The organism is Marinitoga aeolica, from assembly GCF_029910535.1.
Classification (GTDB): domain Bacteria; phylum Thermotogota; class Thermotogae; order Petrotogales; family Petrotogaceae; genus Marinitoga; species Marinitoga aeolica.
Genome location: NZ_CP069362.1, coordinates 1,619,217 through 1,634,105, shown reverse-complemented (window position 1 = coordinate 1,634,105; position 14,889 = coordinate 1,619,217). Strand labels below are relative to the sequence as shown.

The window sequence follows — 14,889 nt, the reverse complement described above, 5'->3', positions numbered from 1 at the left end:
ATGCTTTATTGATAAATTTTCGTCATCTAATATATATTGAATTCCTTTATTGGTTTTTTTGGAAACTATTAAAGGCGCTTTTAAGTTCACAGTTGCATCTTCAGGATTTTCATGTGGTATTGTCATTATCGCAAATACAGCCGCATCATCTACATTTTCTATACCAAGAGTATTCGCAATTTTTTCTGGAAATTTAAATTGATAATCTACTTTTATTAACTTTGGCTCTATAATAGGTAATGAAACAAGTTCATCTTCTAATGATAATAACCACATTATTGGATATGTTTCTTCAAGCGTGAGAATAACAAATTTTCTTAAATGTTCAAATCCAGGAATCCCTTCTTCAAAAATAATGATCTCATTATCATCTACTTCTATTTCTCCTACTCTTGTTTTATAGCTTTTCAGTGCCACTTTCAATCTCCTCCCTATCTAATAAAATCCACAAGGGATTGTGGTAATATCTGAGCAGTTGTTTTTAATGCCGCTTGTAATGTTGTTTGTTCAAGAGACAAATCACTCAATGCTTTTGGCAAATCTGCCCCCACTAAATCGTTGATAATATTTGTATTATTGTCTACAACTTTTTCAAACCTTTTTTCCATTGATTCAAGCATATTATCAACACTTCCCACTCTTGCCAGATTTGCATTAACTTTGTTTAAAATACTATCTAAAGAACCTAAATCCCTTTCAATATCATTATCATTCCCACTTTCAGCAGAATTAATAAGTCTATCTAATATTCCAAAAACTGTTTCTCCAGAATCTGTTTTAAATACATCATATACTGTTACTCCATATTCAATGTCTATATGTTCTATAGGAAGTTTAGCCCTTATATTTGCTTCCTGAGGGGTATTAATTATAACTGTTTCATTTTCTTTTCTAACTGGTGGGACATTGGTTTTTGCACCACCAAAAATATATTTACCACCAATTTGCGTATTGGCTAATTTATACAAATGTTCTTTTAATTGCTTAAGTTCAAGAGCAATATGATGTCTATCTTCAACTGTTTGCGTATCATTAGCCGCTTGAACTGTTAATTCCTTTATTCTGTGGTTAACATTTTGCATTTCCTGTAATGCTGTATCATAATAAACAAGCACTGATCTTGTGTTTTTTATATCTTCTATATATCCATTCAATAATCTATTTCTACTCATTAAATAACTGGATTTTCCTGCATTAACAGGATCATCTGAAGGTTTAGTAATCCTTTTACCTGTTGATATCTCTTCACTCAATTCTTCTCTCCTCAACATTGAATTCCTAATATTATTTATAGCATTATTTGCTATCATGCTTTGAGTAACTCTCATATTAATCACCTCATCAATCCATTAATTATCCTATCAAGCATTCCATCCACTACATTGATTACTTTTGCTGCTGCATTAAATGCTTGTTGATATTTTATCATATTTGCCATTTCTTCATCTAATGAAACTCCTTTTACACTTTCTCGCTGGTTAAGATACTCTGTTCTTAAACTATCTGTATTGATTTCCATTCTTTTTGCTTTTTCTCCTGATAAACCAACATCAGTAATCATATCTGAAATATAATCTTCAAAATCATGTCTTCCATCTGAAAAAATTTTAGCACTTTTTAATAAATACCCTTCTTCCCACAATGAAGATGAATGTTCTCCAGTTGGAAGAATTGTATCCACATCTCCATCATTATCAGTATCAACTTTTTTTCCTATATCCATAGCAAGCATATCTGGATTGTTTAAAAGAAAATCTTTTACTCTTAAATTTTTTGCAACTTTTACATTATCTGATAATATAAATTTTGAGGTGTATTTTAATTTATTTTCTAATGTTGCTGCGTCATAATCCGGGTTTAATAGTGTAAAGTTTTCAGAATATGCTTGTGTAGAATCCTCATGTTTCCATAATCCAAGCATTTCAAATAATCTCTCAGGGCCTTTAATTTCAGCATTTTTTAAATCATAATTAAGCGTTTTATCCGCCTTCAGTACAAACCTTCCACCAGGGGTGAAATATGATAAAACACCTGTATTTGTTTGATTAATCTTTTCCGCTAAACTTTCTAAAGTATCTCTGTGAAAATCTATTTGAACTTTCTTACCTTGAATTGAAATAAATGATCCAAAATCAAGAAAATCCATTCTCCATTTTAAATCCTGATCAGATTTTAGTTTCAATTTTGCACTCTGTGTATCAATAGCCCATCCTTGATTAACAAGTTTGGTCGAAGCAGATGATTCATCATAATAAAAATTCTCCAATTTTATTGTGTCGGTTCCAACTTTTATTTCAATATTATCAACGTTATCCCAACTAAATGTATTTCCATCAGCACCTGGCAAAACCTCAAACTCTTCTCCATTTTGTACAATTTGAAATTCATTATTAGTTCCTATTGTGCTTCCATTTAAACCTGACTTTGCTATTGTTGCGGTGTATTGTGGAGTACTATCTTTATAATTTATTGTTATATTTACATTATCCGTTGCAGAATAAGAGGATAAATCAAAACTCTTAGTTTTATAAGCATATAACCCAAATGAATTTTTTAAAGAATTTTGTGAAGGGTCAAGTACAGATAAACTTACTGTATTAGAATTCATTTCATGAAGCATACCATTTGGGTCGTCTATTATTACATTTTTCATATCTAAATAAGATTTATCAGTTGGAACTATATATAATTCATTATCCCTTACAAAAGCTCTTACTAATTTTAATCCTCCATCATTATTCCCATCACCATCTGCATCGGTATTAATTCTCTGCGCAATTTCGTTTAATGTAGTAACTCCCTGTAAATTTAGAGTTTCCGAATAGTTTCCAGGACCTTTAAATGTCATTATTCCCTGCATTGTTGTTGGAGGAACATCTGTCCATTTTAATGCATTAATATCTTTCGTTGGCATTCCTAATTGTTTGAAAATATTCCTGTTAAAGTCTATAATTAATCGATTATCAAGCGAAGCTCCACCTTCGTTATCAAACGTCAGTAATCCACCATTTTGGGTACTATATTTATAATTAAAGTTACCTCTAAATTTATTTCCTACATTTAAATTATCAAGTGTTTCACCAGAGTTTATTGTTGCGGTATAATTACTATTATCTTCAAAACCATCTTCAATATTGATTAATTCACCAGAATTTATGTCAAAATTAACTTTTATATCGCTTATTGTATTTTGATTAAATTTTATATAACTATCAACATAATTTTTCGGTTCCCCGCTCAATAAAATATTTCCAGAAATCCTTCTCAATTTATCTGTTTCTAAATTACCCGATTCTAGTTCATTAAAAAAATTCATCCCTCTTATTGTTCCTGTTACATCATATCCTTCTTCATGAATTAAATTTAATGTATCGTAAAATGTAGCTGCCAGTTCATTTAATCTATTCAAATGATCCTTTATTATATTATCTCTTAATTCTATAGTTGCTCCTAAAGAACCTTTTTTTATATCCAACATTCCATTATCTACAAATACATAATTTTTATTATTTACCTCTTTTACACTTAATTTTTTATATATTTCTCCATTTAAGATTTCATGATTTTTTAATATTATGCTTATTTGCCCATCTTTTTTCTCATTAGTTGTAAAATCCATTTTTTCAGATAATTCATCTAAAATTTTATCTCTTTTATCCAATAAATCATTAGCATCTATATTTTGTGCTTTTAATTCTTTTATCTGTTTGTTTAATTCTGCTAATTCACTTAATTTAGAATTTATATCTTTTACATTTTTTTCTACATCGTTGTTTAAGTTTTCCTGAACACTTTCAATATCTGAATATAAACTATTCATTTTATTCGAAAGTTCCTGTGCTTTATAAACAAGCTCTCTCTTATTTTCAGGAACTGTAGGTTCAGATAAAATTTTATGTATTGATCCCCAAAAATCATCAAATGACCTTCTAAAACCATCTTCTGATGGTTCGCCATAAAGTGATTGGATATAGTTTAAATTAGAATTCATTGTTTTCCAATAACCATAATTACTATTATATTTTCTATATTGTATATCCAAAAATTTATCTCTAACCCTTTCTATTGATTCAATTTTAGATCCAGTTCCCAATTCAAAACCACCATAATTTATGGTGTTATTCGTTGTCATATTTATCTGTCTTCTTGAATAATCAGTGTTATTTGCATTTGCAATATTTTGGGATACTGCATTCATTGCCATTTTATTTGTAAAAATACCAGAAACACCCGTATGTAACGTATTAAATAATGACATTTTACCACCTCAACCCCGCCAATTTGTTTTACCCTGTTCAATTGGTTTATTATATAATCCATTTTTATTATAAACTGGCACGTTATTTTTTGGTTCAATAAATAACTTTATTAATATATCGTTGTATTCTAATTTTGCCTTTAATAAATCCTTTAAAATATTATTTAGAGAAGATACTTCTACTAATTTTTTTTCTAATTCTCTTAACATATCAACAAACTCATTATCTACAGATGAGAAATACTTTATAAAATCTTTTAATGTATTTTTTATTTTGCTCTCAATCGCAATTTTTTCAAAAAGTTCAATTCTTTGTTTTTCAATACGGGATAATTTCAAAGCATTTTCACTTATTTTTGATACAACAAAATTTAATGATTTTACATCATCACTATTTAAAATTCCTTTTCTTAATTTTTCCATAAAATAAAAAAGATCCACGAGGATATTTAACTCCTCGTGGATTATTGATTTTATATTAATATCTGGCATATTAGAAACCTCCAAGCATTTTTTCAGCTATTTTATCCGCATCTATTTTATATAACCCTTGCTCAATGGCCTGGCGCAACTCTTCCACGAGGTTTTCCCTTATTTCAGGGATTTCATTCCTGGCCATTTCTATATATTTTTTTGAAGAACCGTCAACAGAAACTTTTACAGGAGAATTATCCTGTTTAATTATTCTATCTTCACTGGAGGTTTTCCCTATTTTATTTTCTTTTTTTAACGTTTCATTTTTTACATATTGTTGATATACCCTATTCAATTTATTTATATCCATATCAAGCACCTCCATAAAATTCCTATCATAATACATATCGACTATTTTTTGCCAGATATTAATATTTTTTCTTTTTTACTTTCTTACTTCTATTCCTAATTCATTTCTCAACATATCAATTGTTTTTTCAGATACTCTATTTATTTCATCGTCTGTTAATGTTCTATCTTTAGCTCTATATGTAACTGTTATTGTAATGCTTGTTTTACCTTCTTCAATGTTTTTACCTTTATATACATCAAATATTTTAATTTCTTCTACAAGTTTTTTGCCCGCTTTTAGTATTACATTCTTTATATCTAAAAATGTAATTTTGTCATCTATTAACATGGAATAATCCCTTCTCATTGATGGAAAATCCATAGATAACATTTTTTTCTTCTTATCATTTTTAAATTTATACATCTTTTCTATATCGAGTTCAGCAATGTATACCGGTTGATTAATATCATAAATTTCTTTTGCTACATCATTATCTACTTTTCCAATAAAACCAACTTCTTCATTATTTATAAAAATTTTAGCACTTTGAGCATAGGATAAACCTTCTATTTCATCTCTTTTTAACTCTGCTTCAATCCCAAAATAATTTAATAAATTATCTAACACACCTTTAAATGTATAAAAATTTATATTTCTTTTATCTGTATAATCATATGGATTTTCTTCACCAACACCAACAAAAGCCAATTTCTCGATTTCTTTCACTTTTGTTTCTGATGAATTGTCTTTTAAAAAACTCTTTCCAATTTCAAATAACTTTATATTCCTACTTTGATTTCTGAAATTATATGAAGCTGATTCTAAAATCCCATAAACTAATAATGGTCTCATTGTTTCAAGCTCTGAAGATATTGGATTTGATAAAAATACTTCACCTTTTTTCAACCACATTCTTGAGTTATCCATAAAAGCAAATGTAAATGCCTCATTATAACCATTTAATCTCATAACCTCTGAAACTTTTTCCCTAAATTTTATATAATCTGAAATTTCTCCTACTAAATTATTCATAGGTAAAACCGATGGTATATTATGATATCCATATATTCTTCCAATTTCTTCAACAAGATCAATTTCTTCAACTATATCTGGCCTTTGTGTTGGAATTGTAACTTCGAATCCATTTTCTACCTTTTTATTTTCAAAACCCAATCTATTTAGAATTTCTTCTATTTTATTATCTTCAATAATTATTCCCAATCTCTCGCTTATATACCTATTTCTAACAAAAATATTTTTCGGTTTAATATATTCAGGATAAACATCAGTCATAACAGAAGATACTTTACCATTTGCTAATTTCTCAATTAAATATGCTAATCTTCCCATTACAAACTCTGTATCATTAGGATCTACGCCTCTTTCAAATCTATATGAAGAATCTGATGATATTTTATGGTATCGAGCACTTTTTCTTATATTTACAGGATCGAAATAAGCAACTTCTAATAGCACTCTTTTAGTTTTTTCATTTATTCCAGAATCCTGACCTCCCATTATGCCACCAAGAGCTAATATTTTTTCTCCATCAGTAATCAATGTTTCTGTACCATTCATTTCATACTCTTTTTCATCTAATAATACAACTTTTTCTCCTTTTTCAGCTTTTCTAACAACAATCTTATCTCCAATTAAATCCATATCAAAAGCATGAACGGGATGTCCTGTCTCCAATAACACATAATTTGTTATATCAACAATATTATTTATGCTTCTTATACCTGCTGTAGCCAACTTTTTTACTAACCATGATGGTGATGGTTTTACTTCAACATCTTCTATTACTAATGCTGAATATCGTTTACATCCTTCGTATTCAATATATACAGGAAATCCTTTACCTTTTTCCACCTTAATAATCTCTGGATATCCTAAATTTTCTGCAGCTTCAATAGCTACAAATTCTCTTGCTACACCTAAATAAGAGAGTAAATCTGGCCTATTTGGAAATATTTCTATATCAATAATGTCATCTTTTAATTTCAAATATTCAATAAAATCTGTCCCTGGTTTAATATCTTCGGGTATTCTATATACATATTCTGATTTTTCTTCCAACCCTAATTCTTCTAATGAACACATCATCCCTTCAGACATTATACCTCTCATCTTTCTTGACTTTATTTTAAAATTTCCTGCTAAAACTGCACCATCTATCGCAACAGGAACAAGATCATTAACTTTAACCGTCCTATCCGCAGTTAAAATTTGTAGTACTTTATCTCCAGCATCAACTTTACAAATAATTATTTTATCTGCATTTGGATGATTCGTAATTTCTAAAACTTTTCCAACTATTACTCCCTTTATGTTTTCACCTAATTTCTCTACGCCTTCAACATTTGTAGAATGTAATTTTATTTTATTAACCAATTCATCTGTATCAACTTTTAAATCTATATATTCAGAAAGCCAATTTTTTGATATATTCACTACTATTCCTCCTTTATAATCCTAAGAATCTCATATCATTTCTATAGAATTCTCTCATATCAGCAATTCCATGTTTTAACATAGCTATCCTTTCGATACCTGTACCAAAAGCAAACCCCTGCCATTCTTCTGGATCATATCCTACATTCTTTAATACATTTGGATGAACTAACCCTGCACCTAAAATTTCTATCCATCCAGTACCTTTACATACATTACATCCTTTACCTCCACAGAACATACAATCAACATCAACTTCATACCCGGGTTCAACAAAAGGGAAATAACTAGGTCTCAATAAAACTTTTCTAGAACCTCCAAAATACATCGTTAAAAACCTTTCAAGTGTAGCCTTTAAATGACCTACAGTTACATTTTTATCTATATATAAACCCTCAAATTGGTTAAACGCTGGTGAATGCGTTGCATCTGGTTCATCTTTTCTATATACTCTACCTGGAGAAATTATTGCTAAAGGTGGTTTCTGGGACAGCATTGTTCTTACCTGAACAGGAGATGTATGCGTTCTTAATATAATATTATCTTCTATATAAAATGTATCCTGCATATCCCTTGCAGGATGCCATTCGGGAGTATTTAAAGCATCAAAATTATGCCATGTTGTCTCTATTTCAGGTCCTTCAACAATTTTATATCCCATATTTGAGAATATATCATATACTTCTCTTATTGTTTGTTTTAATATATGTTCATATCCTATTTTTCTTCTTGCACCTGGTAAAGTAATATCAACCCAATTTTTCTTCTCTTCTTCTTCTTTTATTTTTTTCTTTAAATTTAGAAAGGCTTCATCTAATATTGCTTCTGCTTCTTTCTTAATCCCATTTACAAATGCACCAAATTCTTTTCTTTTTTCTTTTTCAATTTTAGATATTTGTTTCATTAAATTTGATATTTCACCTTTTTTTCCAAGAAATTTTGATTTTAAAATCTGAAATTCCTGAATATTTTTTGCTTCATTAACCATCTCTTTTAATTCTTTTAAGATTTTATCTTTTATTTCATTCAACTTTCTTTTCCTCCTTAACATTAATTATTTTATTATAAAAAATCGATATATAATTATATATAATACAAATAATAAATCCTACTATTAAAACAAACAAGGAAATTATAATATCATTCAAAAATAAAGGAATTATTGAAAAAATTAAAGAAATTAATATATTTAAATAAATATTTTCAAAAACCGAAGCTATTAACATAGATAATAATGCATAAATAAAAAATACATATAATTCATCAATATTATGCAAAACCAAAAGCGCAATTGCAATAAACGAAAAAACATTAAACAAAAGAAAAATAAATCTTTTAAAAAATTCTTTGTAATAATGCAACATAAATAAAATCAAATTATTTTTATCAAATATAGTAAATACTCGTCCACTAATAAAAATTGTGAAATAAAATACCAATCCTATTATTTTTATATAATAATTATATACTTCTGGAGTTTTTAAATTTTCTTTTTCAATGAAATATGGTTTTACTATTTTGTTTAATTTAATAGATGTGTCATATAAAAATACTTTTAAATCTTTTAAAATTAAATCAAAATACTTGCTATTTTTGGGTAAATATACCTTTAATATATTCCCTTCTAATGATAGAACAGCCTTAGCCTGTTGTGGAAACTCTTTTGAAAACTTTAAATTGTTACTTTCAATAGGAAAAGAACCATAGTATAAATATGGCTCCTTTTGAAATATATAATCGAATATTATTTGAGATAACGACAAAAAGATAGAAAAAAATATAACTAATAATATATATATACTTATCTTTTTTACTTTCATATTCCCCTCACGTTTAATTCTCTCTTTTTTAATATTAGTGGAACATATTTCTCCTCAATCTCATTTATATTCTCAATTTCTTCCATATTATCTAAACGTTTAATAAATGTTCCTTCTTCTAACTCTATCGCATTTCCATTTATATCAATTACTCTATCACATACTGCTTCAAGAAAATCTTTTGAATTTGTTATTACTAAAATATTTTCCTGAGATAAATTCTTCTCTATATATATCGAAATATCTACTATATTTTTCAAATCGATTTCATTTTCTTTTATTAATAGAATCATTATTTTTCTATTTTCAGGTTTGTTTTTTATTAATTTATATATATTTTTTTCATTCCATAAATCTGCAGATACAACATGAAAAATCCTTCTACTAAAATAAGACAAATTCTCTGCTTCCATACCTTCTAAAACATATTCTTCTGTATATTTCTTTGGCTTGATTATTATTTTTAATAAATTATGAAATAGTTCATCCGGATTATTTGCATATATTCCCACTTTTTCTCCTGTAGTCATCTCAACATCTGGAAACATAATTTTTGAATGTGTTATTTTAAACATAATATCAGACATATAACCATCCCCATTAGTATGGAATAAAATTCAAAAAATCATAAATAATTTTACCTTTAAATCGTGTAGAAAACAAATTTACATTTTTTAATTTCTCAATAACATTTAACAAATTTTCACCTTTAAATTTTAACAAACCTTTTCTGTATAATCCATATTCAGAATTTATTGAAATATTTCCATTTTGTGGATTAAAATAAGTTACACAAAATTCGAATAACTTTTCTGGTATGTTTAACTTCATCTCTATATTAAAATTATGCTTTTCTAATTTTATTTTATTTTTAAATGATAATTTCCCTAATGCCCTCAAAAAAGAAGTATGTATCAAGAATCTTGCTGTTATTTCTTTTCTACTTTTTTCAATTAAAAATGTGTAATCAGTCAAATCATCGCCTAAAACTATTGGAGATATAATCTTTCCATTTTCTTTCAATTGATTGATCCATGTTACTGGTATTGCATCAACTGCTATTGTTGAAAATATTATATCAAATTTTTCCTCATCATAACCATAATAACCATCTTTATTCAATACCTTAATATTATCATATTCACTTAAATTTTCTTTAGCTTTTTGAAAAATCTCTGCTTCTGGCTCTGTTGTGACAATAATCCCACTTTTCCCCACTATCTCTGCCATAATTGCAGCATTGTATCCTGTTCCTGTTCCTATTTCTAAAACTCTATCTCCTTCTTTTAAGATAGTTTCTTTATAAAATAAAGCCATTAAAGATGGTTGACTTGAAGTAGAAAGAAAATCCTTTCCATAAAAAGTCGGAATAGCTTGATCAGAATATATTGAATCAAGTGAAATCCCACTAAAAACAAATTTTTCACGTGGGACTTTTTCAAAAGCTTTTATTATTCTGTTATTTAATCCTTCTACTCTCCTTGAAATAATTTCAGCAAGATATTTTCTTAACATTTTATTTTTTTATAGAATTTAAATATTTTTTCCAATCTTCATTGAATCTCTCGATTCCTTTATCCGTTAAAGGATGAAAGAAAAGTTTTTGTAAAACTCCAAATGGAATTGTTGCTACATCACATCCCATTTTAGCTACTTCAACAACATGATATGGATGCCTTACACTTGCAGCTATAATTTGTGTGTCAAAATCATAATTATAATATATCTGTAAAATTTCTTCTATTAATTCTAATCCTTGATTACCTATATCATCTATTCTTCCAATAAATGGACTTACATAAGTTGCACCAGCTTTTGCTGCTAATAATGCCTGCAATGGACTAAAAACAAGAGTAACATTTGTTTTTATTCCTTCAGAAGACAATGTTTTTACAGCTTTTATTCCATCCTGTGTCATAGGAATTTTCACTACTACATATTCGCTTAATGATGCTAAATGCCTTGCTTCTTTAACCATATTTTCATAATCCATGGAAACTACTTCTGCACTTACTGGACCTTTTACGACCTCACAAATTTCTTTTACTCTCGTTTCAAAATCAATATTTCCTTCTTTTGAAACCAATGTTGGATTAGTTGTTACACCATCAATAATTCCCCAATTTTTAGCCATTTTTATTTCTTCTAAATTTGCTGTATCTAAGAAAATCTTCATAAAATATCGCCTCCTGATTTTGCTTATATAATTAAAGACATTAAACAATTTTCTATAATACAATTATATCATAAAACTGAGACTTTTCAGTCTCAGCGAAATTATTTTATTTAATTTCTCATTTATCTTATTTATTTTGCTTTCGATAAACTTAGTTTAATATTCCTAATCCATAAATCAGAAGTTAATGTTTTATAATGTTCATTACCATAAGTCCAAAAAGTAACTCTTAAATATTTCACATTTTTATTGTCTATAATATCTCTTACGTTAAAAGCTATAGAAAATTCTTTGGATTTCGTTAATGGCATAGGATTTATCCACACATATTCTTTAAAAGGATATTCTGATGAACTCCAAACGAATGAAAATTTATCAATACTTTTCTTATTTTCATCTAAAAATGAAAAAATAATACCTGCTAAACTATATGCATTTTCTGGTAAAACTTTGCTTTTACTTACTAATCCTGCAATTTCAACGTAAAAATCAACAAATGAATTTTCACCATATGGAAGCTCAAAATCCTTATACAAATTATTTTCAGAATACCCTTCTTTATGAATTCTAAACCATATCGTATTATCAAGAGTACTTAAATCCATATAATTTTTATCCTCTCTTCTCCCCCCAACTTTCCAATAATTATAATCCTTTGGTAAAAAATATGAAAAAATATGTGATTTTTCAAATAATTTCATTTTTTTCTTTTCAAGTACATTTCCTACCAATTTTATATTATCCATTTGTAAAGAATTTATATTTCCACTTTGAGAATAAATTTCGTTTAGTACTTCGTTTGTATTATCTTTTATAACAATTACTTTTTTATCTGAATAATCATTTAAATTTTTTTCAGGATATATAATTTCCACATTATAATTTTTTTCATTTTCAGAATTTTTAGAACCTTTATACACTGTATTTCCTATAACATAATATGTCTCAGCAAAAATCAAATATGGTAGTAATAATAATAAAATAAAAAATCCTTTTTTCATTTTATCCCCTCCTTGAGAAATTCTAAATTATTTATCGCCCAAATTTTAAAGATATTTAATTTTATATTTTGAAAAAGATTGTGATATAATAAATTGAAAAAAAGATATGTAGGTGATAATATGAAAAAATCCCTTGTTTTTAGCAAACATTCTGAAGAAATTCGTGTTGCCTTACTTGAAAATGATAAATTAATGGAGATTTTTTTCGAAGATTTAGAAGCTGGAAAGTTATCAGGAAAAATATTTCTTGGTAGAATAGAAAACGTTGTCCCTGCATTGGAATCTTTTTTTGTTAATATTGGGACTAAAAAAAATGGTTTTCTACGGTTTAAAGATACTACGGTAGATCCTAATTCTTTACGTAGAGGTTCTTTCATTATTGTTCAGGTAAAAAAAGATGGAAATACCAGAAAAGGGCCTCAATTAACAATGCGAATAGATATTCCTGGAAGATATATAGTTTATATGCCCTACGGCGAAAACAGTATAGGAATTTCAAAGAAAATTTTCTCTTTATCAGAAAAAGATCGTTTAAGAGAAATTGGTGAAATCCTAATTGAAACTGAAAGGGAAGGTTTAATTTTCAGAACAAACAGCGAAAATGTTGATTTTGAAAGTATAAAAAACGAATTTGATAATTTAAAATTAATTTGGAATAACATTTTAAAAAAAGCAAAATCACACAATAAACCAACATTATTATTTGAAGAAGAAAATTTTGTCCAATATATTTTACGAGAAAAATTAGATAATAATACTAACGAAATAATAACTGATGATATTGAATTGTTTAAAAATTTCAATAATTTAAAATCTCAATATCAACGTTTAAAAGTTAGGAAAGTTGATATTGATGCTTTTAGTTGGGCAAAAGTATATGAGCAATTAGATGATCTTTTTGCTAGAAAAATTGAACTTCCAAGTGGCGGAATGATTACTATAGATAAAACTGAAGCTCTTACTGTTTTTGATGTCGATTCTGCAAGTAACGTTCTTGAAAAAGATGTCGAAACCACATCTTTTAAAACAAATCTAGAAGCTGCAAAAGAAATTGCAAGGCAATTAAGGCTTAGAAATATTGCAGGTATAATACTTATTGACTTTATAGATATGAAAGATAATTATCATAAAGAGGAAATTATAAATATTTTTCGTGAAGAAACTTTAAAAGACAAAGCAAAAATTTCAATTTCTGGATTTACTAAATTAGGATTACTTGAATTATCAAGAAAAAGAACCACTCCTTCAATTGATGCATTATTATTTACACAATGTCCAATTTGTCAGGGAACTGGTAAAATAGCTTCTCCGAGAATTGTTTTTAGAAGAGCTTTAAAAGAATTAGAGGAATCTCTAATCGATTTAAAAGAAAAACATAATATAAAAGAGGTTTATACCAGTGTTTACCATAACTTATCTGGATATTTTACAAAAGAAAAAAAGAAAGAATTAGAAAAAAAATTCGATATAAAATTAGAAATAGATTTTAATTGGCCTGATCCAAATTCCTATAATATTAGATATAGAAAATAGGGGATGAGTATATTATGAGGATACAATTCCAGATAAAAGAGAAAATGCTCCCCATGTTTGAAATAGAAAAAAAACAAGATATACTAATTATTGGAGGAATAGAAGTATTAATAAAATCTATATTATCTATTCCACAAATATCTTTAGAGATAAATGGAATAGGAACAAAATTATCCCTTCATTTAAGAAAATTAGGTTTATCTCCTGTAATATTTGATTATTTGGGTAACGATGAATTTTTAGATTTTATTACTAAATATTTTGAAAAACATGAAATCATGTTGTTTTTCGCCAGACAGCCATATGGTTCAAAACGTGTATTGAAATTATTCGAAGAAAATGGTTATAAAGTTTATAAAGATTATAGAAACATCGAAAAATTAGATTATAATTTTACTATAAACAATTTATCTGAAATATATAATCAAGTAAAAAGTGTTTATTTGATTTTGCAAAATTGGAATACCTCATTGGCGAGAAATATAAAATTAATGGGAAAGTTTTTATTCTTAGACTTTGAAGAAAGTATATATATACCTGAAAAAAAAGAGATATTTGGAGATTTTATCTTCACCAATGAAAATATTATACTAAATGAAAATATTAAGTATATATATAAAGTGACTTTTTTAAATAATGGAAATATTAATTTTGAATTTTCGCAGGATTCCTGGGAAATAGAACCTCTTTCAAATAAAAAAGAGCATTTATTTGAAGCAAAATGTGCATTTAAAAGTGTAATAATTAACTCTTTATTTGATGGTAAAAATATTAGAGATTCATTACTTTTAGGAAATATTGCTTATTCGTATACATTAGAAAATAAAGGAAAAATGATACCTAAAAATTTACTATTTGAAGAATATTACAAAAGGAAATGA

At 27.1% G+C, this 14,889-nt stretch carries 13 protein-coding genes and 1 pseudogene; 2 read left to right on the top strand and 12 right to left on the bottom strand.

Annotation, left to right across the window (positions count from 1 at the left end):
- Nucleotides 1-6: 6 nt before the first annotated feature.
- The 12 genes and pseudogenes from fliW to JRV97_RS07560 all read right to left on the bottom strand — a co-directional run.
- Nucleotides 7-417 (bottom strand): annotated as a pseudogene (gene fliW / locus JRV97_RS11640) (flagellar assembly protein FliW); the annotation flags it as partial.
- A 14-nt stretch (nucleotides 418-431) separates the two neighbouring features.
- The gene (gene flgL / locus JRV97_RS07610) at nucleotides 432-1,328 is read right to left on the bottom strand and encodes a flagellar hook-associated protein FlgL (protein ID WP_280997724.1); all 897 of its coding nucleotides are present in this window, start codon (nucleotides 1,326-1,328) and stop codon (nucleotides 432-434) included.
- A 5-nt stretch (nucleotides 1,329-1,333) separates the two neighbouring features.
- Nucleotides 1,334-4,258, bottom strand: coding sequence for a flagellar hook-associated protein FlgK (gene flgK / locus JRV97_RS07605; RefSeq protein ID WP_280997722.1), 2,925 nt, complete (start codon nucleotides 4,256-4,258; stop codon nucleotides 1,334-1,336).
- Between the two features lie 9 nt (nucleotides 4,259-4,267).
- On the bottom strand, nucleotides 4,268-4,750 hold the full coding sequence (flgN, locus tag JRV97_RS07600; RefSeq protein WP_280997720.1) for a flagellar export chaperone FlgN: 483 nt from the start codon (nucleotides 4,748-4,750) through the stop codon (nucleotides 4,268-4,270).
- A gap of 1 nt (nucleotide 4,751) precedes the next feature.
- The gene (flgM, locus tag JRV97_RS07595) at nucleotides 4,752-5,042 is read right to left on the bottom strand and encodes a flagellar biosynthesis anti-sigma factor FlgM (protein ID WP_280997718.1); all 291 of its coding nucleotides are present in this window, start codon (nucleotides 5,040-5,042) and stop codon (nucleotides 4,752-4,754) included.
- A 75-nt stretch (nucleotides 5,043-5,117) separates the two neighbouring features.
- The gene (gene pheT, locus JRV97_RS07590; protein ID WP_280997715.1) at nucleotides 5,118-7,478 is read right to left on the bottom strand and encodes a phenylalanine--tRNA ligase subunit beta; all 2,361 of its coding nucleotides are present in this window, start codon (nucleotides 7,476-7,478) and stop codon (nucleotides 5,118-5,120) included.
- Nucleotides 7,479-7,491: 13 nt separating this feature from the next.
- Entirely contained in the window at nucleotides 7,492-8,466 is a 975-nt protein-coding gene (gene pheS, locus JRV97_RS07585; protein ID WP_407081579.1) for a phenylalanine--tRNA ligase subunit alpha, read from the bottom strand.
- Nucleotides 8,467-8,500: 34 nt separating this feature from the next.
- Entirely contained in the window at nucleotides 8,501-9,298 is a 798-nt protein-coding gene (locus JRV97_RS07580; RefSeq protein ID WP_280997711.1) for a hypothetical protein, read from the bottom strand.
- Complete coding sequence (locus tag JRV97_RS07575) at nucleotides 9,295-9,885, bottom strand: hypothetical protein (protein ID WP_280997709.1); 591 nt, start codon at nucleotides 9,883-9,885, stop codon at nucleotides 9,295-9,297. The genes JRV97_RS07580 and JRV97_RS07575 overlap by 4 nt, the downstream gene beginning before the upstream one ends.
- Nucleotides 9,886-9,898: 13 nt before the next feature.
- On the bottom strand, nucleotides 9,899-10,813 hold the full coding sequence (locus JRV97_RS07570; protein ID WP_280997707.1) for a methyltransferase domain-containing protein: 915 nt from the start codon (nucleotides 10,811-10,813) through the stop codon (nucleotides 9,899-9,901).
- 1 nt (nucleotide 10,814) lies between these two features.
- The gene (gene fsa, locus JRV97_RS07565) at nucleotides 10,815-11,474 is read right to left on the bottom strand and encodes a fructose-6-phosphate aldolase (protein WP_280997705.1); all 660 of its coding nucleotides are present in this window, start codon (nucleotides 11,472-11,474) and stop codon (nucleotides 10,815-10,817) included.
- Nucleotides 11,475-11,605: 131 nt separating this feature from the next.
- Nucleotides 11,606-12,475, bottom strand: coding sequence for a hypothetical protein (locus JRV97_RS07560; RefSeq protein ID WP_280997703.1), 870 nt, complete (start codon nucleotides 12,473-12,475; stop codon nucleotides 11,606-11,608).
- A gap of 120 nt (nucleotides 12,476-12,595) precedes the next feature.
- On the opposite strand from JRV97_RS07560, the gene JRV97_RS07555 reads away from it, so the two are divergent.
- Both JRV97_RS07555 and JRV97_RS07550 read left to right on the top strand, forming a co-directional pair.
- Nucleotides 12,596-14,008 carry an Rne/Rng family ribonuclease gene (locus tag JRV97_RS07555; protein WP_280997701.1) on the top strand — a complete coding sequence of 471 codons (1,413 nt, stop codon included), beginning with the start codon at nucleotides 12,596-12,598 and terminating at the stop codon, nucleotides 14,006-14,008.
- A gap of 14 nt (nucleotides 14,009-14,022) precedes the next feature.
- Nucleotides 14,023-14,889 carry a hypothetical protein gene (locus tag JRV97_RS07550; protein ID WP_280997700.1) on the top strand — a complete coding sequence of 289 codons (867 nt, stop codon included), beginning with the start codon at nucleotides 14,023-14,025 and terminating at the stop codon, nucleotides 14,887-14,889.